The organism is Agrococcus sp. BE272, from assembly GCF_031457935.1.
Classification (GTDB): Bacteria; Actinomycetota; Actinomycetes; order Actinomycetales; family Microbacteriaceae; genus Agrococcus; species Agrococcus sediminis.
Genome location: NZ_JAVDXL010000002.1, coordinates 303,918 through 326,246 on the forward strand (window position 1 = coordinate 303,918; position 22,329 = coordinate 326,246).

The 22,329-nt window shown below is 74.8% G+C and carries 21 protein-coding genes and 1 riboswitch; of the genes, 13 read left to right on the forward strand and 8 right to left on the reverse strand.

Annotation, left to right across the window (positions count from 1 at the left end; genetic code table 11):
- Window positions 1–97: 97 nt before the first annotated feature.
- A complete protein-coding gene (gene glgX / locus J2X49_RS07845) occupies window positions 98–2,209 on the reverse strand; it encodes a glycogen debranching protein GlgX (RefSeq protein WP_310124665.1) in 2,112 nt (703 codons plus the stop codon).
- Window positions 2,210–2,229: 20 nt separating this feature from the next.
- Between glgX and J2X49_RS07850 the strand changes: the two genes are divergently transcribed.
- The gene (locus J2X49_RS07850) at window positions 2,230–3,360 is read left to right on the forward strand and encodes a cysteine desulfurase family protein (protein ID WP_310124667.1); all 1,131 of its coding nucleotides are present in this window, start codon (window positions 2,230–2,232) and stop codon (window positions 3,358–3,360) included.
- 18 nt (window positions 3,361–3,378) lie between these two features.
- Here the strand turns inward: J2X49_RS07850 and J2X49_RS07855 are convergent, their stop codons facing one another.
- Together J2X49_RS07855 and J2X49_RS07860 are read right to left on the reverse strand one after the other, a co-directional pair.
- A complete protein-coding gene (locus J2X49_RS07855; protein ID WP_310124670.1) occupies window positions 3,379–3,945 on the reverse strand; it encodes a hypothetical protein in 567 nt (188 codons plus the stop codon).
- Window positions 3,942–4,715, reverse strand: coding sequence for a glycosyltransferase family 2 protein (locus J2X49_RS07860; protein WP_310124673.1), 774 nt, complete (start codon window positions 4,713–4,715; stop codon window positions 3,942–3,944). Before J2X49_RS07860 ends, J2X49_RS07855 begins: the two co-directional genes overlap by 4 nt.
- Window positions 4,716–4,783: 68 nt before the next feature.
- Here J2X49_RS07860 and mnmA point away from each other — a divergent pair, with 68 nt between their 5' ends.
- The gene (mnmA, locus tag J2X49_RS07865) at window positions 4,784–5,887 is read left to right on the forward strand and encodes a tRNA 2-thiouridine(34) synthase MnmA (RefSeq protein WP_310124675.1); all 1,104 of its coding nucleotides are present in this window, start codon (window positions 4,784–4,786) and stop codon (window positions 5,885–5,887) included.
- Between the two features lie 34 nt (window positions 5,888–5,921).
- On the opposite strand, the gene J2X49_RS07870 is transcribed toward mnmA, so the two are convergent.
- Together J2X49_RS07870 and J2X49_RS07875 are read right to left on the reverse strand one after the other, a co-directional pair.
- Window positions 5,922–6,443 (reverse strand): hypothetical protein, encoded by a 522-nt coding sequence (locus tag J2X49_RS07870; protein WP_310124678.1) that lies wholly within the window; start codon window positions 6,441–6,443, stop codon window positions 5,922–5,924.
- 20 nt (window positions 6,444–6,463) lie between these two features.
- Window positions 6,464–6,874 (reverse strand): DUF4383 domain-containing protein, encoded by a 411-nt coding sequence (locus tag J2X49_RS07875; protein ID WP_146356911.1) that lies wholly within the window; start codon window positions 6,872–6,874, stop codon window positions 6,464–6,466.
- Between the two features lie 184 nt (window positions 6,875–7,058).
- Here J2X49_RS07875 and ligA point away from each other — a divergent pair, with 184 nt between their 5' ends.
- Genes ligA through J2X49_RS07890 form a run of 3 tightly spaced genes read left to right on the forward strand, consistent with a single transcriptional unit; the run spans window position 7,059 to window position 11,052 of the window.
- Entirely contained in the window at window positions 7,059–9,410 is a 2,352-nt protein-coding gene (gene ligA / locus J2X49_RS07880; RefSeq protein ID WP_310124682.1) for an NAD-dependent DNA ligase LigA, read from the forward strand.
- On the forward strand, window positions 9,410–9,916 hold the full coding sequence (locus J2X49_RS07885; protein ID WP_310124685.1) for a mycothiol transferase: 507 nt from the start codon (window positions 9,410–9,412) through the stop codon (window positions 9,914–9,916). The genes ligA and J2X49_RS07885 overlap by 1 nt, the downstream gene beginning before the upstream one ends.
- The gene (locus J2X49_RS07890; RefSeq protein WP_310124688.1) at window positions 9,913–11,052 is read left to right on the forward strand and encodes an AAA family ATPase; all 1,140 of its coding nucleotides are present in this window, start codon (window positions 9,913–9,915) and stop codon (window positions 11,050–11,052) included. Before J2X49_RS07885 ends, J2X49_RS07890 begins: the two co-directional genes overlap by 4 nt.
- Here J2X49_RS07890 and J2X49_RS07895 read toward each other — a convergent pair.
- On the reverse strand, window positions 11,049–12,131 hold the full coding sequence (locus tag J2X49_RS07895) for an Rv2578c family radical SAM protein (RefSeq protein WP_396131093.1): 1,083 nt from the start codon (window positions 12,129–12,131) through the stop codon (window positions 11,049–11,051). The genes J2X49_RS07890 and J2X49_RS07895 overlap by 4 nt on opposite strands.
- Before the next feature lie 59 nt (window positions 12,132–12,190).
- On the opposite strand from J2X49_RS07895, the gene J2X49_RS07900 reads away from it, so the two are divergent.
- The 5 genes from J2X49_RS07900 to J2X49_RS07920 all read left to right on the forward strand — a co-directional run bounded on the left by J2X49_RS07900 (window position 12,191) and on the right by J2X49_RS07920 (window position 16,966).
- Window positions 12,191–13,165 carry a YdcF family protein gene (locus J2X49_RS07900; protein ID WP_310124692.1) on the forward strand — a complete coding sequence of 325 codons (975 nt, stop codon included), beginning with the start codon at window positions 12,191–12,193 and terminating at the stop codon, window positions 13,163–13,165.
- Between the two features lie 54 nt (window positions 13,166–13,219).
- Entirely contained in the window at window positions 13,220–13,519 is a 300-nt protein-coding gene (gene gatC, locus J2X49_RS07905) for an Asp-tRNA(Asn)/Glu-tRNA(Gln) amidotransferase subunit GatC (RefSeq protein WP_146356921.1), read from the forward strand.
- On the forward strand, window positions 13,516–15,066 hold the full coding sequence (gatA, locus tag J2X49_RS07910; protein ID WP_310124695.1) for an Asp-tRNA(Asn)/Glu-tRNA(Gln) amidotransferase subunit GatA: 1,551 nt from the start codon (window positions 13,516–13,518) through the stop codon (window positions 15,064–15,066). The genes gatC and gatA overlap by 4 nt, the downstream gene beginning before the upstream one ends.
- Window positions 15,063–16,574: an Asp-tRNA(Asn)/Glu-tRNA(Gln) amidotransferase subunit GatB gene (gene gatB / locus J2X49_RS07915; RefSeq protein ID WP_146356925.1), complete on the forward strand. Its 1,512-nt coding sequence runs from the start codon at window positions 15,063–15,065 to the stop codon at window positions 16,572–16,574. The genes gatA and gatB overlap by 4 nt, the downstream gene beginning before the upstream one ends.
- 119 nt (window positions 16,575–16,693) lie before the next feature.
- The gene (locus tag J2X49_RS07920; RefSeq protein WP_310124701.1) at window positions 16,694–16,966 is read left to right on the forward strand and encodes a GlsB/YeaQ/YmgE family stress response membrane protein; all 273 of its coding nucleotides are present in this window, start codon (window positions 16,694–16,696) and stop codon (window positions 16,964–16,966) included.
- 62 nt (window positions 16,967–17,028) lie between these two features.
- Here J2X49_RS07920 and J2X49_RS07925 read toward each other — a convergent pair whose 3' ends face one another.
- Window positions 17,029–17,955, reverse strand: coding sequence for an LLM class F420-dependent oxidoreductase (locus J2X49_RS07925; RefSeq protein WP_310124704.1), 927 nt, complete (start codon window positions 17,953–17,955; stop codon window positions 17,029–17,031).
- Window positions 17,956–18,041: 86 nt separating this feature from the next.
- On the opposite strand from J2X49_RS07925, the gene J2X49_RS07930 reads away from it, so the two are divergent.
- The 3 genes from J2X49_RS07930 (at window position 18,042) to J2X49_RS07940 (ending at window position 21,321) form a co-directional block, all read left to right on the forward strand.
- A complete protein-coding gene (locus J2X49_RS07930; protein ID WP_310124707.1) occupies window positions 18,042–19,076 on the forward strand; it encodes an LLM class F420-dependent oxidoreductase in 1,035 nt (344 codons plus the stop codon).
- A gap of 9 nt (window positions 19,077–19,085) precedes the next feature.
- Window positions 19,086–19,937: a DUF3097 family protein gene (locus J2X49_RS07935; protein WP_396131096.1), complete on the forward strand. Its 852-nt coding sequence runs from the start codon at window positions 19,086–19,088 to the stop codon at window positions 19,935–19,937.
- 94 nt (window positions 19,938–20,031) lie between these two features.
- Window positions 20,032–21,321: a hypothetical protein gene (locus J2X49_RS07940; protein ID WP_310124709.1), complete on the forward strand. Its 1,290-nt coding sequence runs from the start codon at window positions 20,032–20,034 to the stop codon at window positions 21,319–21,321.
- A 70-nt stretch (window positions 21,322–21,391) separates the two neighbouring features.
- Here the strand turns inward: J2X49_RS07940 and J2X49_RS07945 are convergent, their stop codons facing one another.
- Window positions 21,392–22,153, reverse strand: a complete 762-nt coding sequence (locus J2X49_RS07945) for an SGNH/GDSL hydrolase family protein (RefSeq protein ID WP_310124713.1) — start codon at window positions 22,151–22,153, stop codon at window positions 21,392–21,394.
- Window positions 22,154–22,199: 46 nt separating this feature from the next.
- Window positions 22,200–22,309, forward strand: a riboswitch (TPP riboswitch).
- The last annotated feature ends 20 nt before the right edge of the window (window positions 22,310–22,329 follow it).

The window sequence follows — 22,329 nt, forward strand, 5'->3', positions numbered from 1 at the left end:
CGCAGGCGTTCGCGCTGACCGTGGTTCGATGCGGAGTGCTGCTCGGCGCGCAGCTCGTCTACGGTCAGGTTGGCGCCGCGCCTCGGCTTGACGCAGACTAGGCCGGATCGGCCGCCGGCGGCGAGGCAGGGGTGCGCAGGCGCACCACCGTCGCCTCCGGCGCGCCGGCCGCGGGCATCCCGTGCACGGCGTACACGCGCATGCTCATCGCCGGCATCGGCACCCGCTCGGCGGGGACCGCGAGCGCGTCGTCGATGCGGTCGGAGGCCGAGTCCCACAGCAGGGCGTAGCCGGTGGCGCCGTCGGCCTCGGGCAGCGTGACGACCGCCTCGCGCGGCGAGCCGTGGAAGACCACGAGCACGCGCGAGTAGGGCTCCTCGATCGGCGTCGACTCGGCGAGCATCTGCATCGTGCGGTCGTGGGAGTGGTCCCAGTCGTCGATCGTCATGCGCAGCCCCGCGGCGTTGTACCAGTCGAGCCGCGACGAGCCGGCCACGCGCTGCCCGGTCTGGCCGTACTCGAGCGGGCGGAGCGCCGGGTGCTCGCGCCGAAGCTGCAGGAGCCGCCGCGTCTGCGCGTGGAACGCGTCCTGCCAGTCCTTCCGGTCCCACCGCATCCATGTCAGCGCCGAGTCCTGGCAGTAGGCGTTGTTGTTGCCCCGTTGCGTGCGGCCGAACTCGTCGCCCATCGTGAGCATCGGCACGCCGGCCGAGACGAGCAGGGTGCCGAGCAGGTTGCGCATCGACCGGCGGCGGTCGAGCTGGATCGCGACGTCCTCGGTGCGGCCCTCGACGCCGTGGTTGTACGAGCGGTTCTCGTCGGCGCCGTCGCGGTTCTCCTCGCCGTTGCCCTCGTTGTGCTTCTGGTCGTAGCGGGTGAGGTCGGTGAGCGTGAAGCCGTCGTGGGCGGTGATGAGGTTGACGCTCTCGAGCGGCCCGCGCCCGCTCGCGAAGAGCCCCTCCGAGCCCGAGACGGCGTGCGCGAGCGGGCCGACCCCGGTCGCGCCCTGCCCGCCGTGGCGGAACGAGCGGTAGTCGCTGAGCCAGAACTGCCGCACCGTGTCGCGGTAGCGGTCGTTCCACTCGCTGAAGCCGTCGGGGAAGCGGCCGGTCTGCCAGCCGTCGGGGCCCACGTCCCACGGCTCGGCGATCATCGTCGCGTCGGCGAGCGCGGGGTCGGTGAGGATGCGCCGCAGCAGCGGGTGCTGCGGGTCGAAGGCGCCGTCGGCGCCGCGGCCGAGCACCGGGGCGAGGTCGAAGCGGAAGCCGTCGATCTGCAGGTCCTGGTGCCAGTAGCGCAGCGAGTCGATGACGAGCTGCTGCGCGGCCGGCACCGAGAAGTCGACGGTGTTCCCGCAGCCGGTCCAGTCGACGAGCCCGCCGTCGTCGGCGACGCGGTAGTAGGAGGCGTTGTCGATGAGCCGCAGGCTCGAGGGCGGCCCGCCGAGCCCCTCCTCGGAGGTGTGGTTGTAGACGACGTCGAGGTAGACCTGGAGCCCCGCCTCGTGCAGCAGCCGCACCATGCCCTTGAACTCGCGCAGCACGCCGCCGGTGCCGTCGAACTGCGCGCGGCGCGACGCGTAGGCGCCGTGGGGCGCGAAGAAGCTGAGCGTGTTGTAGCCCCAGTAGTTGACGCGGCCCTGCTGCAGCAGCCGCTGCTCGGAGACGAACAGGTGGATCGGCAGCAGCTGCACCGTCGTGACGCCGAGGTCCTGCAGGTAGGCGATGGTCGACGGATGCGCGAGGCCGGCATAGGTGCCGCGCAGCTCGGCGGGCAGGTGGGGGCTGAGCTTCGTGAGCCCCTTCACGTGCGCCTCGTAGATCACCTGCTGCGACAGCGGCACCGTCGGCCGCGCGACGCCGCCCCAGTCGAAGGCGGGGTCGATGACGGTCGCGCGGTGCTGACCGTGCGGGGTGCGCACGATGCCGCGCGCATGCGGCGGCACGGCGTGGCGCTCGGGGTCGAACGCGTGGCCCGGCCCGCTCGGCCCGTGCACGCCGACCGCGAACGGGGTGCCGATCTGCAGCAGCTCGGAGTCGATCGTGAAGTCGTCGCCGACCCGCTCCATCGGCACCGAGTGCAGCAGCCAGTCGGGGTCGTCGCGGTCGAAGACGCGCAGCTCGATCGCGGTCGCGTGGCGCGACCACACGGTGAGCCGGTGCCCGGCTGCGGTGCGCTCGATGCCCCGCGCTCGGACTGGCTGATCCACGCGCTCTAGGGTAGGGGAGCATGCGCCTGTTCGATCACGCCGCGGCGACCAGCATGCGGCCGTCGGTGCGGCGGGCGCTCGCCGAGGCTGCGCCCCTGGCCAACCCGGCCTCGACCCATCGCGAGGGGCAGCGCGCGCGGGCGGTGCTCGAGGATGCGCGGGAGCGGCTCGCGGCGGTGCTCGGGGCGCACCCGACCGAGGTCGTCCTCACCTCGGGCGGCACCGAATCCATCAACCTCGCCCTCAAGGGCGCCTGGTGGGCGGCGCGAGACGCGGGCGAGCCCGGCGCGCTCGTGGTGCCGGTCGCCGAGCACCACGCGACGCTCGACGCCGTCGCGTGGCTCGAGCGGCAGGGGGCGCCGGTGCGCTGGGTGGGCGTCGACGCGCACGCGGTCACCGACGCCGAGGCGCTCGCGGCGGCGCTCGTCGACGGCGGCCGCGCGTCGCTCGCGACCATGCTCGTCGCGAGCAACGAGGTGGGCTCGCTGCAGCCGGTCGAGGCGGTCGCGGCTGCGTCGGCGCGCGCGGGCGTGCCGCTGCACCTCGACGCCGTGGGCGCGCTGGGCCACGTGCCGCTGCGGTTCGCCGAGACGGGCGCGGCGCTCATGAGCGTCGCGAGCCACAAGATCGGCGGACCGCACGGCGTCGGCGCGCTCGTCGTGCGGCGCGACGCGCGCCTCGAGGCGCTGCACCACGGCGGCGGCCAGCAGCGCGGGCTGCGGTCGGGCACGCAGGATGCGCTCGGCGCGTCGCTCTTCGCGCTCGCCGCGGAGGAGGCGCTCGCCGAGCTCGACGCCGAGGCGGCGCGGCTGCGGGCGCTCACGGAGCGCATGCTGACGGCCGCCGCGGCGATCGAGGGCGTGCGCCTGCTCGTCGCCGAGCCGCGCCTGCCGCACATCGCGCACCTCGTGGTGGAGGGCGCCGAGGGCGAGGCGCTGCAGTTCCTGCTCGACGAGGCGGGCTTCGCGGTCTCCAACGGCTCGGCGTGCTCGGCGGGCGTCGCGCGCGAGTCGCACGTGGTGCGCGCGTGCGGGCTCAGCGGCGTCGCGCCGCTGCGGCTCTCGCTCGGGCGCACGACCACCGAGGACGACGTCGAGGCGCTGCTCGGAGCGCTGCCCACCGCGGTGGCGCGGGCGCGCGCGCTGCGCTGACCCTCGCTTCGTCGCGCCTCAGCGCACCGCACGGCGCGGGGCCGCGACGCGCTCGGCGACGACGGCCGCGGCCAGCGCGCCCGCGCCGTCGGCGAGCAGGTCGGTGATGGTGTCCTCGTAGCCGACGCGGATCGTCTCCGTCAGGAGCGCGTGCCCCGCCCACTCGCCGAGCTCCCACAGCAGCCCCAGCACGACCACCGCGCTCGTGACGTGCAGCACCCGGGCCGCCGCATCCCGCCGCCCCGGCTCCGACGGCACCAGTCGCAGCTGCAGCAGCACGTCGCGCGTCAGCAGCGCGAGCACCGCGCCGCTGCCGACGTGCGCGGCGACGTCGAGCCACGCCACCACCTCATAGGCACCCGTCACCGCGAACCAGGCGGAGGCGAGCAGCACCGCCTGGCCGACGAGGTCGGTGACGGTCGGCACCCGGGCGAAGCGCAGCGCCATCGCGCCGCCGAGCGTGAGGAGCATCGCGGCGGCCGATGGGCCGCCCGCAACGGCGCCGGCGAGCGGCACCGAGGCCGCGACCACGAGCCGCAGCGCGTCGCCCGGCAGCCAGCGACCCTGGGAGGCGAGCCAGGTCACGCGCGGGCGCGCAGGTCGGGACCGCCCGCGCGCAGCACCCAGCGGCGGCCGGGAGACCCCTCCGTCTCCCAGTTGCGGCGGAACGTGCGCATGGCGACGGCGACGCGGTCACGAGCGTCGTCGCGGCTGCGGAAGATGCGGCCCTCCACCTCGACGCGCAGGTCGCGGTCGAACCGCAGCCGCGCGCACGGGCCGAGCCGCATCGTGAGGTCGAGGTCGTCGTGCAGGGCCGGGTCGTCGCGCTCGACGAGCGGCGAGACGGCCGTCCACGTCGAGCGGCGCAGCGCCATGTTCGAGCCCCACAGCGGCACGTTCGCGATCGCGGCGCCGCCCGCGACGAAGGTGCCGAGCGCGTAGGCGGTGCTCGCGATGGCCGTCCAGCGCGGCGGCAGGTCGTGGAACCGGCCGGGCCCCGTGAGCCCCTGGAGCGCCGGGTCGGCGGCGAAGGCGGCGCGGATGCGCTCGATCCAGTCGGCGGGCACGACCGAGTCGGCGTCGCAGCGCGCGATGACGTCGCCCGCGGCGGCGTCGTAGCCGGCCGCGGCGGCCGCGGGGATGCCGGGCCGCGGCTCCTGCACGACGCGCGCGCCGGCCGCGAGCGCGACCGCGGCCGAGTCGTCGAGGCAGCCGTTGTCGACGACGATCACCTCGAGCGGCGCGACGGTCTGCGCGCGCAGCCGCTCGAGGCAGCGGGCGAGCGCGGGCGCGTCGTCGAGCACCGGGATCACGACGGAGACGCGCAGGGGGCTCGAGCTGGGCGCATCCGTCACGTCACCAGAGTGCCACGAGCCGCCGGGCCGCGCCCGCCGATCGGTAGCCTGGATGCGAGGGGGAGCGCATGAAGGTGCTGGCAGCCATGTCGGGCGGGGTCGACTCGGCCGTCGCCGCGGCGCGCGCCGTCGACGCCGGCCACGAGGTCGTCGGCGTGCACCTCGCGCTCAGCCGCATGCCGGGCACCCTCCGCACCGGCAGCCGCGGCTGCTGCACCGTCGAGGACGCGATGGATGCGCGCCGGGTCGCCGACCGGCTCGGCATCCCGTTCTACGTGTGGGACTTCTCGGAGCGCTTCCACGCCGACGTCGTGCAGGACTTCGTCGACGAGTACGCGGCCGGCCGCACGCCGAACCCGTGCCTGCGCTGCAACGAGCGCATCAAGTTCGAGGCGCTGCTCGACCGCGCCATCGGCCTCGGCTTCGACCGCGTCGTCACGGGCCACTACGCGCGCGTCGAGCACGGCGACGACGGGCCGCAGCTGCACCGCGCCGCCGACTGGGCGAAGGACCAGTCGTACGTGCTCGGCGTGCTGACGGAGGCGCAGCTGCGGCACTGCTGGTTCCCGCTCGCCGACACGCCGACCAAGGCGGCGGTGCGCGCGGAGGCGGCCGAGCGCGGCTTCCTGCTCGCGCAGAAGCCCGACAGCCACGACATCTGCTTCATCCCCGACGGCGACACGCGCGGCTTCCTCGCCGAGCGGCTGGGGGCCGAGCCGGGCGAGATCGTCGACCGCGACGGCGCGGTCGTGGGCCAGCACGCCGGCGTGCACGGCTACACCGTCGGCCAGCGCCGCGGGCTCTCGCTCGGGGTGCCCTCGCCCGACGGCAGGCCGCGCTTCGTGCTCGAGGTGAAGCCCTCGACCCGGCAGCTCGTCGTCGGGCCCGAGGAGGCCCTGGCCGTGTCGCGGCTGGCCGGCACCCGCGTCTCCCACGCCGGGCCGGCGCATCCGGGCCTCGCCGAGGGCCTCGACGTCGAGGTGCAGATCCGCGCGCACGCCGACCCCGTGCCCGCGCGGGCGCGGATGGTGGGCGACGAGCTCGTGATCGATCCGGCCGCGCCGCTGCGCGGCGTGGCGACGGGGCAGTCGGCGGTGCTCTACCTCGGCACGCGGGTGCTCGGGCAGTGCACGATCGACCGCACGGTCGCGGCCGACGCCGTGCCCGCCTGACGCGTCGGGGCGGCCCAGCGGCGGCAGGGAGGCGTCAGTGGCCGCTGTGCTCCACGAGCACGGGGCCCTCGAGCGCCGGCTCGTCGGCGGGGGCGTCGACGGCCGCTCCGTGCTCGCCGTGGGGCTGCGCGAAGGCGCCCGCGTTCGTGCCCGCGAGGGCCGCGGTGGCGACGGTCGCGACGACGGCCGCCGAGGCCGCGACGGCCAGTAGCGCCGGCAGCGCCCGCGGCTCGGCGCTCGTGCGGCGGCCGAGGGCGAGCAGCGCGGCGGCGCCGAGCGCGAGTCCCGTCTCGGCGAGCATCGGTCCGAGGGGGAGGGACGACGCCGCGGCAGGGGCGGCGACGAGCGCCGCGAGCCAGACCGCGGTCGGTGCCGCGAAGGGGGCGAGGATCGCCGGCCCCGGCAGCGGGCTGCCCCGCAGGGCGAGCACCGCGACCACGAGCTGCGCGGCGCCGGCGGCGAGCACGAGCACCGCGATCCAGACGGGTGCCGCGGCGCCCACCGCGAGTGCGATGAGCGCCGCGCCGAGCGCTGCCACGGCTCCGCAGATCCGCATCAGCGCATCCATGGTCGGTCCTACGCCGCCGCGTGGCGGGTCGTGGTGCTGCGGTCGAGGGCGAGGCCCGTGCCGAGCAGCACGATCGCCGAGGCGAGGTGCAGGATGTGGTCGGCCGTGTTGAGCGCCAGGATGTTGAGCGCCGTGCCGACCAGGAAGAAGCCGACGATGCCGAGCAGCAGGTAGACGGCGCCGACGGTGACGTTGACGCGCTTCGCGGCGGCGGTGCTGCGCAGGCCGGCGGCCAGCAGCGCGGCGCCGATCAGCAGGTGGGCGATGTTGTGCAGGTGGTTCACCTGGAAGATGCCGAGCAGCAGCCCGCCCTCCTCCCCGGCGAAGTTCGAGCCGGCCACGAAGAGGCCGAGGACGCCGACGAGCAGGTAGACGGCGCCGAAGACGGTGGCGACGAGGCGGTTGGGGGACTGGGACATGACTTCTCCTTCTGTCTGGGCCGTTGCCGGCCTGCGCCGGGTCGGCGCGGGATGTCGGTCAGGGTTCGGAGCCCCGACCGGGGCGGATTGGCCGCATGCGAGGAATCGCTGTGGAGATCGACAGCCGCTGCATAGGACACTGCGGGACAGCCTGGCTGTCAGCACCTGAGTGCAGAATGGGCGCATGGTGGGAATCGAGGCCGAGGCCTCCCTCAGCGACGCGAACGCCAGGGCGCAGGAGCTGCGCTCGCAGATCGAGGAGGCGAGCGCCGCCTACTACGACCGCGACCAGTCGCTCATCGACGACGCGACCTACGACGCCCTCGTGCAGGAGCTCGACGCGCTCGAGCGCGAGCACCCCGAGCTGCAGAGCCAGGACTCGCCGACCCAGGCGGTGCAGGGCGGCACCGGCAGCGGGCTGCCGACGATCGAGCACCGCGAGCGCATGCTCAGCCTCGACAACGTCTTCTCGGTCGACGAGCTGCGGGAGTGGTGCGCGAAGGCCGAGGCCGCGGCAGGGCGGCGGGTTCGGTGGCTGACCGAGCTGAAGATCGACGGCCTCGCGGTCTCGCTGCGCTACGAGCACGGCGAGCTGACCTCCGCCGCGACGCGCGGCGACGGCCGGGTCGGCGAGGTCGTGACGGTCAACGCGCTGCGCGTCGCGGGGGTGCCCGAGCGGCTCGCGGGCTCGGGGCATCCCGCGCTCGTCGAGGTGCGCGGCGAGGTCTTCATCCCCGTCGAGGCCTTCGAGCGGCTGAACGCCCTCCAGGCCGAGCTGCGCGGCCGCTCGGTCGAGGAGGATCGCGAGAAGCACGCGCGTCGCCCCGCCGCGAGCCGAGGCGAGTTCGACGAGGAGCGCGCGGCCGACCGCGCAGCGCGCCGGTTCCCGGCGTTCGCCAACCCGCGCAACGCCGCCTCGGGCGGCCTGCGCCAGCAGCTCGAGAAGAAGACCGGGCTCGAGCGCGAGGCGGGCGAGGAGCGCATCGCGGCGCTCGCGATGTACGTGCACGGCTTCGGCGCGTGGCCCGATCCGCCGGTCGCGGCGCAGAGCGAGGTCTACGGGCTGCTCGCCGGCTGGGGCCTGCCGACGAGCCCGCACGTCGAGGTGCTGGAGGGCATCGACGACGTCGTCGCCTACGTCGAGCGCTTCGGTGAGCGCCGGCACGCGGTCGAGCACCAGCTCGACGGCATCGTCGTGAAGGTCGACGAGCTGGCGCTGCACGACGAGCTCGGGCAGACGTCGCGCGCGCCCCGCTGGGCGATCGCCTACAAGTACCCGCCGGAGGAGGTGCACACGAAGCTCCTCGACATCGTGGTGAGCGTGGGCCGCACGGGGCGCGCGACCCCGTACGCCAACATGGAGCCGGTGCACGTGGCCGGCTCGGTCGTGCGGCAGGCGACGCTCCACAACCAGGACGTCGTGCGCGTCAAGGGCGTGCTGATCGGCGACACGGTCGTGCTGCGGAAGGCCGGCGACGTGATCCCCGAGGTGCTCGGGCCGGTGGTCGAGCTGCGCGACGGCACCGAGCGCGAGTTCGTGATGCCGACCGCGTGCCCCGAGTGCGGCACGACGCTCCGCCCGATGAAGGAGGGCGACGTCGACCTGCGGTGCCCCAACGCGAAGGACTGCCCGGCCCAGGTGCGCGGCCGCGTCGAGCACATCGGCAGCCGCGGGGCGCTCGACGTCGAGGCGCTCGGCGAGGTGACGGCGGCCGCGCTGACGCAGCCGAGCGTGCCCGCCGAGCCGCCGCTCGCGACCGAGGCGGGCCTGTTCGCGCTCACGCTCGAGCAGCTCGTGCCGATCGAGGTGGTCGTCCGCGACGCCGAGACGGGGCAGCCGAAGCTCGACGACGAGGGCGCGCCGGTCGTGCGCCGGCCCTTCCAGCGCGCGGCGAGCGCCGCCGAGCGGAAGGCGGGCGCCGAGGGGCCGCAGCCGTCGAAGCAGGCCGAGACGCTGCTCGCCGAGCTCGAGCGCGCGAAGACCAAGGATCTCTGGCGGCAGCTCGTCTCGCTCAACATCCGGCATGTGGGGCCCGTGGCGGCGCGCGCGCTCGCCGACTGGTTCGGCTCCCTCGCGGCGATCGAAGCGGCGACCCCCGAGGAGCTGGCGGAGGTCGAGGGCGTGGGCCCGACCATCGCCGAGGCGGTGGTCGAGTGGCTCGCCGTCGACTGGCACCAGGAGATCGTGCGCGCGTGGCGCGACGCGGGCGTGCGGTTCGCGACGCCCGGTCACCCCGGCCCCGGCAAGGCGGGCGAGCGCGGCGGCGTGCTCGCAGGCCTCACCGTGGTCGCGACCGGCACGCTCGAGGGCTACACCCGCGAGGGCGCGCAGGAGGCGATCATCGCGGCCGGCGGCAAGGCCGCGTCGAGCGTCTCGAAGAAGACCGACTTCGTCGCTGCCGGGCCGGGTGCGGGCTCGAAGCTCGCGAAGGCCGAGGACCTCGGCATCCGCATCCTCGACGCCGCGCAGTTCCGCGTGCTCGTCGAGCAGGGCCCGGAGGCGCTCCCGGCGGCCGAGACGGGAGCCGAGTCCTGATGGACGCGGTCGCCGTGCTCGCCGAGGCCTTCTCGCGCATCCCCGACGAGGCCCGCCGCGCGGTGCGCGGCCTCACACCCGAGCAGCTCGTCGAGGCGCCGGGCGGGGGCGCGAACCCGATCGGCTGGCTCGTGTGGCACCTCGCCCGCGGGCAGGATGCGCAGGTCGCCGCGGTCGCCGGCACCGAGCAGGTCTACCTGCAGGGCGACTGGGCGGCGCGCTTCGGGCGCGATCCGGACGCCGGCGACACCGGCTACGGCCACGAGCCCGACGACGTGCGCGCGGTGCGCCCCGAGTCGGCCGAGGCCCTGCTCGACTACCTCGACGCCGTGCACGCCGCGACGCAGCGCTACCTCGGCATGCTCGACGCCGACGACCTCGACCGGGTCGTCGACGAGGCGTGGGACCCGCCGGTGACGCTCGGCGCGCGCCTCGTGAGCATCGTCGACGACGACGTGCAGCACGCCGGCCAGGCGGCGTACGCGCGCGGGCTGCTCGGCGCGTGATCTCGCGGCTCGCGATCGAGGGCTACCGCTCGATCCGGTCCCTCGTGGTCGACCTCGCGCCGCTGACGGTCGTGACGGGCGCGAACGGCTCGGGCAAGTCGAGCCTGTACCGGGCGCTGCGGCTGCTCGCCGACTGCGGCGAGGGGCGTGTCATCGCGTCGCTCGCAGGCGTCGGCGGGCTCGACGCCGTGCGGTGGGCGGGTCCCGAGCGCGGCACGGCGGGCGGGCAGCGCACCGAGGGCACCGTGCGGTCGGGGCCGGTCGCGCTGCGCCTCGGCGTCGCGACCGACGGCCTCGGCTACGCGATCGACCTGGGCCTGCCGGTCGCGCAGCGCAGCGCCTTCGACCTCGATCCCGAGATCAAGCAGGAGCACGTCTTCGCAGGCTCCGACCCGCGGCCGGCGGGCGTGCTCGTCGAGCGACGGCGCGGCGCCGCGCGCGTGCGCCTCGACGACGGCTGGAGCGATCTCGCCGCCGGCATGCACCCGTGGGCGTCGGTGCTCGACGAGTTCGCGGGGCGGGCCGATGCCGCCGAGCTCGCGGGCACACGCCGCATGCTGCGCGGCTGGCGGTTCCACGACGCGCTGCGCACCGACGCGGGCGCTCCCGCTCGGCAGCCGCAGGTCGCGACGCGCGCGGCGAGGCTCGACGACGACGGCGCGAACCTCGCGGCGGTGCTGCAGACGGCGATCGAGATGGGCTGGCATCGCGAGCTCGAGCGCGCCGTCGCCGACGCCTTCCCCGGCTCCCGCCTGCGCCTGCCGGTGGTCGACGGCCGCATGACGGTCGCGCTCGAGCAGCAGGGGATGCTGCGGCCGCTGTCGGCGCCCGAGCTCTCCGACGGCACGCTGCAGTACCTGCTGCTGACGGCGGCGATGCTCTCCGCCGAGAAGCCGGGGCTCATCGTGCTCAACGAGCCGGAGCGCAGCCTCCACGCCGACCTCCTGCCCGCGCTCGCCGCGCGCATCCGCGACGCCGCGGGCGAGACGCAGGTGCTCGTCGTCACGCACCAGGCCGCGCTCGCCGACGAGCTCGGCGGGCTGCGCGTCGAGCTCGAGAAGATCTCGGGCGAGACCCGCGTCGCGGGCCGCGAGGGCCCGCTCGACCAGCCCTCCTGGCACTGGCCGCGTCGCTAGAAGAGGGTGGGCACCGCGGGGGCGGACACGGACACGGGGACGGCCACCGGCCCGCTGGTCGACGGCAGCTGCGTCGCCCGGCGCGGGGGAGCGGCGAGCCCTGTGCCGGCGCTCGTGCGCACCGGCGCCAGCCGGTGCTCGCGCAGCAGCGGGCGGATGCGGGCGCGCAGCCAGTCGCGGTAGTCGCGGTGCGCGTAGGTGCCGCCGCCGTAGACGCGCCCGTAGAGCGGCACGAGGTGCGGATGCTCCTGCCGCAGCCAGGCCATGTACCACTCGCGGGCGCCCGGCCGCAGGTGCAGCGCGCTCGCGATCGCGCTCGTCGCGCCCGCCTCCGCGATCGCGGCGAACGCCGGCTCGAGGTGCGCCCGCGTGTCGGTGAGGCCCGGCAGGATCGGCATCGCGAAGACGGCGCAGTCGAGGCCCGCGTCGCGCACCGCGCGCACCGTGTCGAGCCGCGCGCGGGTGGTGGGCGTGCCGGGCTCGACCTGCTGCTGCAGCTCGTCGTCGAAGATCGCGATCGACATCGCGATCGACACCGGCACATCCCGGGCGATCGCGGCGAGCAGCGGCAGGTCGCGGCGCAGCAGCGTCCCCTTCGTGAGGATCGAGATGGATGCGCCGTGGCGGGCGAGCGCGCGCAGCACGCCGGGCATGAGCCGGTAGCGGCCCTCGGCCCGCTGGTAGGGATCGGTGTTCGTGCCCAGCTGCACGGCGGCGACCTCGCGCCGCGGGCCCGCGAGCTCGCGCTCGAGCACCTCGACGAGGTTGGCCTTCACGACGATGCGGGAGTCGAAGTCGGCGCCCGCGTCGAGGTCGAGGTAGGTGTGCGTCTTCCGCGCGAAGCAGTAGCGGCACGCGTGCTGGCAGCCGCGGTAGGGGTTGATCGTCCACGCGCCGCCCATGAAGCCGTCGCCGGCGACGTGGTTGAGCGCGCTCCTGGCCGTCACCTCGAGGAACGACGCGCCGTCGAAGCCCGGGGTCGGCCACGCGTCGAGCACGCTCCCGCGCTCCTCGAGCCCCGGCAGCGCATCCGCGTCGACGTGGGTCGCCGTCTGCCCGTCCCATCGCATGACATCCATTCGAACACACGTTCGATCGACGCGCAAGCGGCCGCGCCGGGCGGGCTAGGGTGCTGACCGTGAGGGGCGGACGACGGATGCGGCTGGTCCGGCCCGCGCTCTGGGCCGCGATGATCGTCACCGCGGGCACGCTGCTGCTCACGCGCGTGCTGCGCCGGCCGGTCGCCGCCTGGCTCGACGTGCCGGCGGCCGAGGGCGGCTGGGCGCTGCTCGCCGCCGCGGCGCTCGTGGCGACGCTGGGGCTCGGCGGCGCGTCGCTCTGGCACGCGCTCATGCTGCCGAGGCTCGTGCGCGTGCGGCGCATCGACGTGCTCATCGCCGGGCTCGGCGCCGGGATGCTGCTGCTCGCCGCGACGATCGTGGCGCTCGTCGCCGTCGCGCCGGCGCTCGGGCGGGCGGCGCTGCTGCTCGCGCTGCCGCTGTGGGCGGCGGGGCTCGCGGCCGCGGTGCTCGCGATGGCCATGCTCATCCACGCTCGAGCGAGCCGCGCCGCCCCTGCCCCCGGCACCGTGCTCATCCTCGGCGCGGGCCTCCGCGGCCGCGATGTCGGGCCGCTGCTGCGCCGCCGCGTGGAGCGCGGCGCGGCGGTGTGGCGCTCGGCCCGCACCCGTCGCCCCGACGCGCGCATCGTCGTCGCCGGCGGGCAGGGCCCCGACGAGGTGCGCACGGAGGCCTCGGCGATGGCCGAGCACCTCGAGCGGCACCTGGGCGTGCCCGCCGACGCGATCGACCTCGAGCAGGCCTCGGCCACGACGCGCGAGAACCTGCGGCTGTCGCGCCCGCTCGTCACGGGGCCAGGGCGCGCGCCGCTCGCGGTGGTCACGAGCGAGTACCACGCGTACCGCACCGCCTGGCTGCTCGCCGACGAGGGCATCGACGGCACGGTGGTCGGAGCCTGGACCCGGCCGTCCTACCGGCCCGGCGCGGTCGTGCGCGAGGCCCTCGCCGTCGCATCCGACCTCCGGTGGTGGTGCATCGCCGCGGCCGTCGTGCTCGAGGCGCTCGCGGCCTGGCTGCTCGTGGCGCGCCCGTAGGATTGGGGCGACCCCCACGCATCCCGGCCGCGCCGGGGACGACCGAGGAGACGCATGTCCGAGATCACCCGCGAGGAGGTCCAGCACCTGGCTGGACTGGCCCGCATCGCGCTCACCGACGACGAGGTGACGAGCCTCACCTCCGAGCTGTCGAAGATCGTCGACGCCATCGCCGAGGTGCGCGAGGTCGCCGGGCCCGATGTGCCCGCCACGAGCCACCCCGTGCCGATGGCCAACGTCATGCGCGACGACGAGGTGGGCGAGACGCTCACGCGCGAGCAGGTCTTCGCCGGCGCCCCGAGCCACGACGGCGAGCGGTTCCGCGTCTCGGCGATCCTGGGGGAGGAGCAGTGAGCGCCGACCTCACCCGCCTCGCCGGGCACGAGCTCGCCGGGCTCCTCGCCGCCGGCGAGGTCTCGAGCGTCGAGGCGACGCAGGCGCACCTCGACCGCATCGCCGCGGTCGACGGCGAGCTGCACGCCTTCCTGCACGTCAACGCCGGCGCGATCGACCAGGCGCGCGCGATCGACGAGCGCCGCGCGAGCGGCGAGCAGCTGCACGAGCTCGCGGGCGCGCCCGTCGCCATCAAGGACGTGCTCTGCACGGTCGGCATGCCCTCGACCTCGGGCTCGCGCATCCTCGAGGGCTGGATCCCGCCGTACGACGCGACGCCCGTCGCGCGCCTCAAGGCTGCGGGCCTCGTGCCGCTCGGCAAGACCAACATGGACGAGTTCGCCATGGGCTCGTCGACCGAGCACTCCGCCTACGGCCCCACGCGCAACCCGTGGGACCTCGAGCGCATCCCGGGCGGCTCCGGCGGCGGCTCGGCGGCGGCGGTCGCCTCCTTCGAGGCGCCCTTCGCCCTCGGCTCCGACACCGGCGGCTCGATCCGTCAGCCGGCGGCCGTGACCGGCACGGTGGGCGTGAAGCCCACCTACGGCGGCGTGAGCCGCTACGGCTCGATCGCGCTCGCCTCGAGCCTCGACCAGGTCGGGCCCGTGACGCGCACGGTGCTCGACTCGGCGCTCCTGCACGACGTCATCGGCGGGCACGACCCGCACGACTCCACGAGCCTCGACCGCGACTGGCCGTCGTTCGCCGCCGCCGCCCGCGAGGGCGCCGCCGCGGGCGACCTGCGCGGCCTGCGCGTGGGCGTCGTGCGCGAGCTCGACAGCGACGGCATCGCTGCCGACGTCGACGCGCGCTTCCAGGAGGCCGTGCAGCTCATGACGGACGCGGGGGCCGAGGTCGTCGAGGTCTCCTGCCCGTCGTTCGCGTACTCCGTCGCCGCGTACTACCTGATCCTCCCCGCCGAGGCGTCGAGCAACCTCGCCCGCTTCGACTCGGTGCGCTTCGGGCTCCGCGTCGAGCGGCCCGGCCAGACGGTCGAGGATGTGATGGGCGCGACCCGCGAGGCCGGGTTCGGCCCCGAGGTCAAGCGCCGCATCATCCTCGGCACCTACGCGCTCTCGGCCGGCTACTACGACGCCTACTACGGCTCCGCGCAGAAGGTGCGCACGCTCATCCAGCGCGACTTCGACGCGGCCTTCGCGCAGGCCGACCTGCTCATCAGCCCCGCGGCGCCCACGACGGCGTTCAAGCTGGGCGAGAAGCTCGACGACCCGCTCGCGATGTACGTCAACGACATCACGACGATCCCCGCGAACCTCGCGGGCATCCCCGGCATGGGGCTCCCGATGGGGCTCGGCGACGACGGCCTGCCCGTCGGCCTCCAGCTGCTCGCCCCGATGTTCGAGGACGACCGGCTCTACCGCGCCGGCGCCGCCATCGAGGCGCTGCTCGCCGAGCGCTGGGGCGGCATCCTCACCACCAAGGCACCTACCCTTCGAGACGCCGCCGGCGGCTCCTCAGGGACCGACCGCACGGAGGCGGCGCGATGAAGGACAAGCTGATGGACTTCGACCGGGCGCTCGAGCTCTTCGAGCCCGTGCTCGGCTTCGAGGTGCACGTCGAGCTCGGCACGCGCACGAAGATGTTCTCGGCGGCGCCCAACCCCGCGCATCCGGACTTCCACGACGTGGAGCCCAACACGCTCGTCGACCCGCTGAGCCTGGGCCTGCCCGGCAGCCTCCCGGTCGTGAACGCGCTCGCCGTGCGGCACTCGATCGCGCTCGGCCTCGCGCTCGGCTGCGAGATCGCCGAGTCGAGCCGGTTCGCGCGGAAGAACTACTTCTACCCCGACGTGCCGAAGAACTACCAGATCTCGCAATACGACGAGCCCATCGCGTTCGAGGGGCAGGTGGAGATCGAGCTCGCCGACGGGCGCCAGGTGACGATCCCCATCGAGCGCGCGCACATGGAGGAGGACGCCGGCAAGCTCACGCACGTGGGCGGCTCGACGGGCCGCATCCAGGGCGCCGAGTACTCGCTCGTCGACTACAACCGCGCAGGCGTGCCGCTCGTCGAGATCGTGACGAAGCCGATCTTCGGCGCCGAGCACGACGCGCCCGAGCTTGCCAAGGCGTACGTCGCGGCGATCCGCGACATCGTGCTCTCGCTCGGCATCTCCGAGGCGCGGATGGAGCGCGGCAACCTGCGCTGCGACGCCAACGTGAGCCTGCGCCCCCGCGGCCAGGAGCGCCTCGGCACGCGCACCGAGACGAAGAACGTCAACTCGATGCGCTCGGTCGAGCGCGCCGTGCGCTACGAGATCCAGCGGCAGGCGGCGATCCTCGCCGACGGCGGCACGATCACGCAGGAGACCCGCCACTGGCACGAGGACACCGGCACGACGAGCGCCGGCCGCGTGAAGTCGGATGCCGACGACTACCGCTACTTCCCCGAGCCCGATCTGCTGCCCGTGCAGCCGAGCCGCGAGCTCGTCGAGGAGCTGCGCGCGCTGCTGCCCGAGCAGCCCGTCGCGCGCCGCCGACGCCTGAAGGGCGACTGGGGCTTCAGCGACCTCGAGTTCCAGGACGTCGTGAACGGCGACATGCTGCACGTCGTCGAGGCGACCGTCGCCGCAGGCGCCGCCCCCCAGGCGGCGCGCAAGTGGTGGACGGGCGAGCTCGCGCGCGTCGCCAACGAGCGCGGCGTCGACGCGTCGACGCTCGTCGAGCCGGCCCACGTGGCCGAGCTGCAGCGGCTCATCGACGAGGGCACCCTCACCGACCGGCTCGCCCGGCAGGCGCTCGAGGGCGTCATCGCGGGCGAGGGCAGCCCGAGCGAGGTGGCTGCGGCGCGCGGCCTGCAGGTCGTCACCGACGAGTCGGCGCTCGTGGCGGCGGTCGACGAGGCGCTCGCGGCCCAGCCCGACGTGCTGCAGAAGATCCGCGACGGCAAGGTGCAGGCGGCCGGCGCCGTCATCGGGGCGGTCATGAAGGCGATGCGCGGCCAGGCCGACGCGGCCCGGGTGCGGGAGATCGTCTTGGAGCGCGCTAGCAGCTGACCAGGAACTCTCCAGGAATCTTCAAGGTACCGGGGTACGCTCATTCCTGGTTCCCCGAATTGCGGGGGCCCAGCGGAGTGAAACCCTTGCACCGCTGTCTCGGAGAAGGGACCACACACATGGGCATTCTCGGTTGGATCGTCCTCGGCCTCATCGCTGGGGCCATCGCAAAGCTGATCCTCCCCGGCCGTCAGGGCGGCGGCTGGATCATGACCCTCATCCTGGGCGTCGTCGGAGCACTGCTCGGCGGCTGGCTCGGATCGATGATCTTCAACGTCGGCCTGGAGGACTTCTGGTCGCTGCAGACGTGGATCGTCGCGATCGTCGGCGCGATCATCGTGCTGCTGATCTGGGGCCTCGTGACGAAGAACCGCGGTCGCACGAGCGCCTGACGCTCGACGCACCGCAATGAAGGGGGCTGCCTGCGGGCGGCCCCCTTCCGCATGCCCGGGCGCTACCGGGCGACGGGCGAGACGCCTGCGAACGACGCGAGCTCGTCGAGGTGTTCGAGGTCGCCGAGGTCGAGCACCTGCAGGTAGACCCGCTCCACGCCGTCGTCGGCGAGGCGTCCGAGCAGGTCCTGCACCTCGCTGCGCGTGCCTGCCACGCCGTGCTCGCGCAGCTCCGCCGGCTCCCGGCCGATCGCGGCCGCGCGTCGCGCGAACGACGCCTCGTCCTCGCCGACGCACGCGACGAGCGCCACCGAGCGCACGACGGGCCGCTCGCGCTCGGCGCGCTCGATGGCGCGGTCGAGGGCGGCGAAGAGGGGGCGGATGCGGTCGAACGCGGGGAACGAGAGGTTGTGCTCGTCGGCGAACTCGGCCGCGAGGCGCGGGGTGCGCCGCTCGCCCAGCCCGCCCACGATCACGGGGATGCGCTCCTGCACCGGCTTCGGCAGCGCCGGGGAGTCGTCGAGGCGGTAGTGGTCGCCGTCGAACGAGAAGCGGGCGCCGCGCGGCGTCTGCCACAGGCCCGTCACGATCGCCAGCTGCTCCTCGAGCAGGTCGAAGCGCCGCTCGGGGAAGGGGATGCCGAGCGCCGAGTGCTCCTGGGCGAACCAGCCGGTCCCGAGCCCGAGCTCCACCCGCCCGCCCGACATCTGGTCGACGTTCGCGACCTGCACGGCCAGGATGCCCGGCTGCCGGTAGGTGACGGAGGAGACGAGCGTGCCGAGCCGCACCCGCTCGGTGTCGCGCGCCAGCCCCGCGAGCGTCGTCCACGCATCCGTCGGCCCGTAGCCGGGGTCGCCTTCGCCCATGCGCAGGTAGTGGTCGGAGCGGAAGAAGCCGTCGAAGCCGAGCTGCTCGGTGCGCAGCGCGACCGCGAGCAGCTCGTCGTAGGAGGCGCCCTGCTGGGGCTCGGTGAAGATGCGGAAGTCCATGGGCCGAGCCTACGGAAGCGGCCCGCGGCTCGTGCATCCAGGACAAGCGGGCGGATGCGGGCGGCGGGGCTTGGCAGGATCGCACCATGGACTACGGCTACATGCTCGGCTACTGGCGATCGGCCCCGCCCGCGGGAGCGCTCGAGGCGGTGCTCGCAGCGGAGCGGCTCGGCTTCGACTCGGTCTGGACGTCGGAGGCGTACGGCTCGGACGCGTTCACGCCGCTCGCGTGGTGGGGCGCGTCGACGTCGCGGATCCGGCTCGCGACCGGCATCGCGCAGCTCTCGGCGCGCACCGCGGCCTCGACGGCGATGACCGCGATGACGCTCGACCACCTCTCGGGCGGCCGCGTCATCCTGGGGCTCGGCGTCAGCGGGCCGCAGGTCGTCGAGGGCTGGTACGGCCAGCCGTTCCCGAAGCCGCTCGCCCGGACGCGCGAGTACGTCGCGATCCTGCGCAGCATCATGGCGCGCGAGGCGCCCGTCACGGCGCCCGGGCCGCAGCTGCCGCTGCCGCTGACGGGGGAGGGCACGACGGGGCTCGGCAAGCCGCTCCTCTCGACCCTGCACCCGGTGCGGCCGCGCATCCCCATCCACCTCGCCGCGGAGGGGCCCCGCAACACCGCGCTCGCCGCCGAGATCGCCGACGGGTGGCTGCCGTTCCTCCACTCGCCCTCGCAGGACGCCGCCGCGCGCGCGCTGCTCGCGGAGGGCTTCGCGAAGCGCGATCCGTCCCTGCCGCCGGCGGAGGCGTTCGAGGTGTCGGTGCCCGTGCCGATCGTCGTCGACCGCGACGTCGAGGCGGCTGCCGACCGCGTCCGGCCGATGATCGCCCTCTACGTCGGCGGGATGGGCGCGAAGGGCGCGAACTTCCACTTCGACGCCGTCGCGCGGCTCGGGTACGAGGAGGCGTGCCTGCGCATCCAGGAGCTCTACCTCGAGGGCAGGAAGGCCGAGGCGATCGCGGCGGTGCCGACGGCGCTCGTCGACGAGATCGCGCTCGTCGGACCGATCGAGCGCGTGCGCGACGGGCTCGCGCGCTGGGAGGCGTCGGTCGTGACCCGGATCCTCGTGCAGGGCGACCTCGCGGCGCTCGAGGCCGTGGCGAGGCTGCGCGGCTAGGATCGACCGGTGCTCGTGGACTGGGACTCGTGGGGCGGCGACGTGCTCTCGCCCGAGGCGAAAGCCGCACGGCGCCCCGCGCCGCCCGCGCGCGTCGCCGCCGAGCGCGACCTCGTGGTCGAGCGGGTCGACGGGTTCGTCGGCGCCGTCGTCGGCATCGAGGCCGGGCACGTGCGCCTCGAGGACCGCGCGGGCAGGGTGCGCCTGTTCCCGCTCGGGCGCGGGTTCCTCGTCGACGGCGCGGAGGTCGAGCTCGTCCCGCCCGCGGCGACCCGGGCGGCGGCGCCGACCCGCACCGCGTCCGGCTCGCGCGCGGTCGAGGGGCTCAAGGCCCGCGTCGCGCTGCCGAGCCGCATCCTCGTCGAGGGCACGCACGACGCCGAGCTCGTCGAGCAGGTCTGGGGCCACGACCTGCGCGTGGAGGGCGTCGTCGTCGAGCCGCTGCACGGCGTCGACGACCTCGCGGGCATCGTCGCCGAGTTCGCCCCGACGCGCTCGCGCCGGCTGGGGATCCTCGTCGACCACCTCGTGCCCGGCTCGAAGGAGACGCGGATCGCAGAGGCCGTCATGCGCGGACCGCACGGTGCGCACGTGCGCGTCGTCGGGCATCCGTACATCGACATCTGGCAGGCGGTGAAGCCGGCGCGCCTCGGCATCGAGCGGTGGCCGGATGTGCCGCGCGGCGAGGACTGGAAGCGCGGCACGCTGCGCCGCCTCGGCATGCCGCACGAGAGCCAGGCGGATGTCGCGCACGCGTGGCAGCGGATCCGCGGCCGGGTGCGCGACTGGAACGACCTCGAGCCGGCCCTCCTCGCCCGCGTCGAGGAGCTCATCGACTTCGTGACGGCGCCCGCCGGCTGAACCCGTCCAATCCGCTCGCCCGAGGGCGGCGAACCCCTGATGCACGCAACACGACGAGGGATGCAGGGCATCCCCAGCACAGAGGAGTCGCACCATGCGGAAGTCCATCTTCCTCCGGACGGCGGTCGGTTTCAGCGCCGCCGCCGTGATCCTGGGGGCGAGCGCGTGCTCGTCGCCCGCCGACCCGGGCACGAGCACGGCCCCCGAGACGTCGGCATCGCCGATGGAGACCGAGTCGGGCTCGATGCTCATGCCCGCCGGCACCGGCGACCCGTTCGCCGACGCGCGCACCGCCGCCGGCCACATGCCCATGACGGCCACGACGCTCGCCGGCGGCTTCGTCGGCGCGCTCGACATCCCCGGTGAGGTGGAGTCCGACGCGGCCAACCTGCGCGCCGACCTGACGTCGCTCCTCCAGGAGCACGTCTACCTCGCCGGCATGGCGGTCGCGACCGCCTACCACGCGGGCGCCGACTCGGCGCAGTTCGAGGCTGCCGCGGCAGCGCTCGACACCAACTCGGTCGACCTCTCCGAGGCGGTCGCGTCGCTCTCCGACGAGGAGCAGGGCGCGGCGTTCCTCGAGCTGTGGCGCCAGCACATCGGCTTCTTCGTCGACTACGCGGTGGCCGTCGAGGGCGGCGACCAGGCAGCGGCCGATGAGGCGCTCATGCAGCTGCAGGGCTACACCGAGGAGGCCGGCGCGTTCTTCGAGTCGATCTCCGGCGGCGAGCTGCCGGCGGACGCGGTCGCCGAGAGCCTGACGATGCACGTCGACACGCTCAGCGCCGCCATCGACGCCTTCGCGGCGGGCGAGCCGAACGCGACCGACGTGCTGCAGGAGGCCGCGGGCCACGTGGTCATGTCGGCCGAGACGCTCTCCGGCGGCCTGGCCGCCGCCGCGGGCCTCGAGGGCGACGTCTCCGACGAGGCCTCGACGCTGCGCTCGCAGCTGGTCGCGGGCCTGCAGGAGCACGTCTACCTCGCCGGCATCGCGGTCTTCACCGCCTACACGGCCGAGGGCGGCCCCGAGTCGCCCGCGTTCGAGGGCGCAGCCGCGACGCTCGACGCCAACTCGGTCGCGCTGAGCGAGGCCATCGGCTCGCTCGCCGGTGAGGAGAACGGCACGGCGTTCCTCGAGCTGTGGCGCGAGCACATCGGCTTCTTCGTCGACTACGCGGTCGCGATCGCGGGCGACGACGCCGCCGGTGCCGAGCAGGCGCTCGCCGACCTCGACGACTACCGGCCGACCGCCGGCGCCTTCTTCGAGGAGATCTCGGCGGGCGAGCTGCCGGCCGACGCGATCGCGGAGGGCCTCGGCATGCACGTCGAGACGCTCGCGGGCGCGATCGACTCGCTCAAGGAGCAGCTGGTCGACGCCGGCTGACGGACGCACCATCCATGACGGCGAGGACCGCGGCGGGAGCCGCGGCCCTCGCTCGTGCGCCGAGGGGCGCTCAGACGATGGGCGGCACCTCGACGAAGGCGGGCAGCTTCGGGTCGCGGCCGTCGCCGGAGGAGCGGCCGGTGAAGCGCCGCCCGAGCCACGGCAGCACGTACTCGCGGTAGTACATGAGGTCGCGGCGGCCCTCGGCGGTCGACGCGCCCGCGAGGTCGCGCCAGGCCTCCGGCGCCGGCATGCCGAGCGCCCGCAGCACGTTGCGCGCGACGTGGGCGTGGCCTGCGGCGTTGAGGTGCAGGCGGTCGCGCGACCAGAAGCGCGGCGCGGCGAGCTCGGGGTCGGACCAGTTGTCGACGTAGGGCGCGTCGAGGTCGCCGATCCGCGACTCCACCGCGCGCGCGAGCGCGTCGCCGCGCCGCTGCATGACGGCGCCGATCGGCATCACGCCGCTCGGGTTGCCGCCCGAGAGCAGGATGGGGCGGATGCCCGCGGCGGCGATGCGGTGCGCGGCGTCGGCGAGGCGCTCGCCGACGTGCTCGATCGAGACCTTCGGGCGCAGGATGTCGTTGCCGCCGCCGTTGATGCTGATCGCATCGGGCCCGAGCGCGATGGCCGCGTCGAGCTGCTCGTGCAGGATGGGCCCGAGCTTGCGGCCGCGGATGGCGAGGTTCGCGTAGCGCACCGGCGCTCCCTGCGCCGAGGCGAGCCCGGCGGCGACGAAGTCGGCCCATCCGCGCACCGAGCCGTCGGGCAGCTCGTCGCCCACCCCCTCGGTGAAGCTGTCGCCGATGGCCACGAACGATCCGATGCGCTGCACCCTCCCAGCCTAGGTGCCCCGTCCGCCGCTGCGGCGGGGCTAGAGTGGCTGTCGACACGGGAGTCCGGTGCGCCGGGCTGAGAGGAAGGCCGAAGCCTTCGACCGTCAAACCTGATCTGGATCATGCCAGCGCAGGGAGGACACTGCACCCGTGCCATCTCATCCGAGGAAGGCAC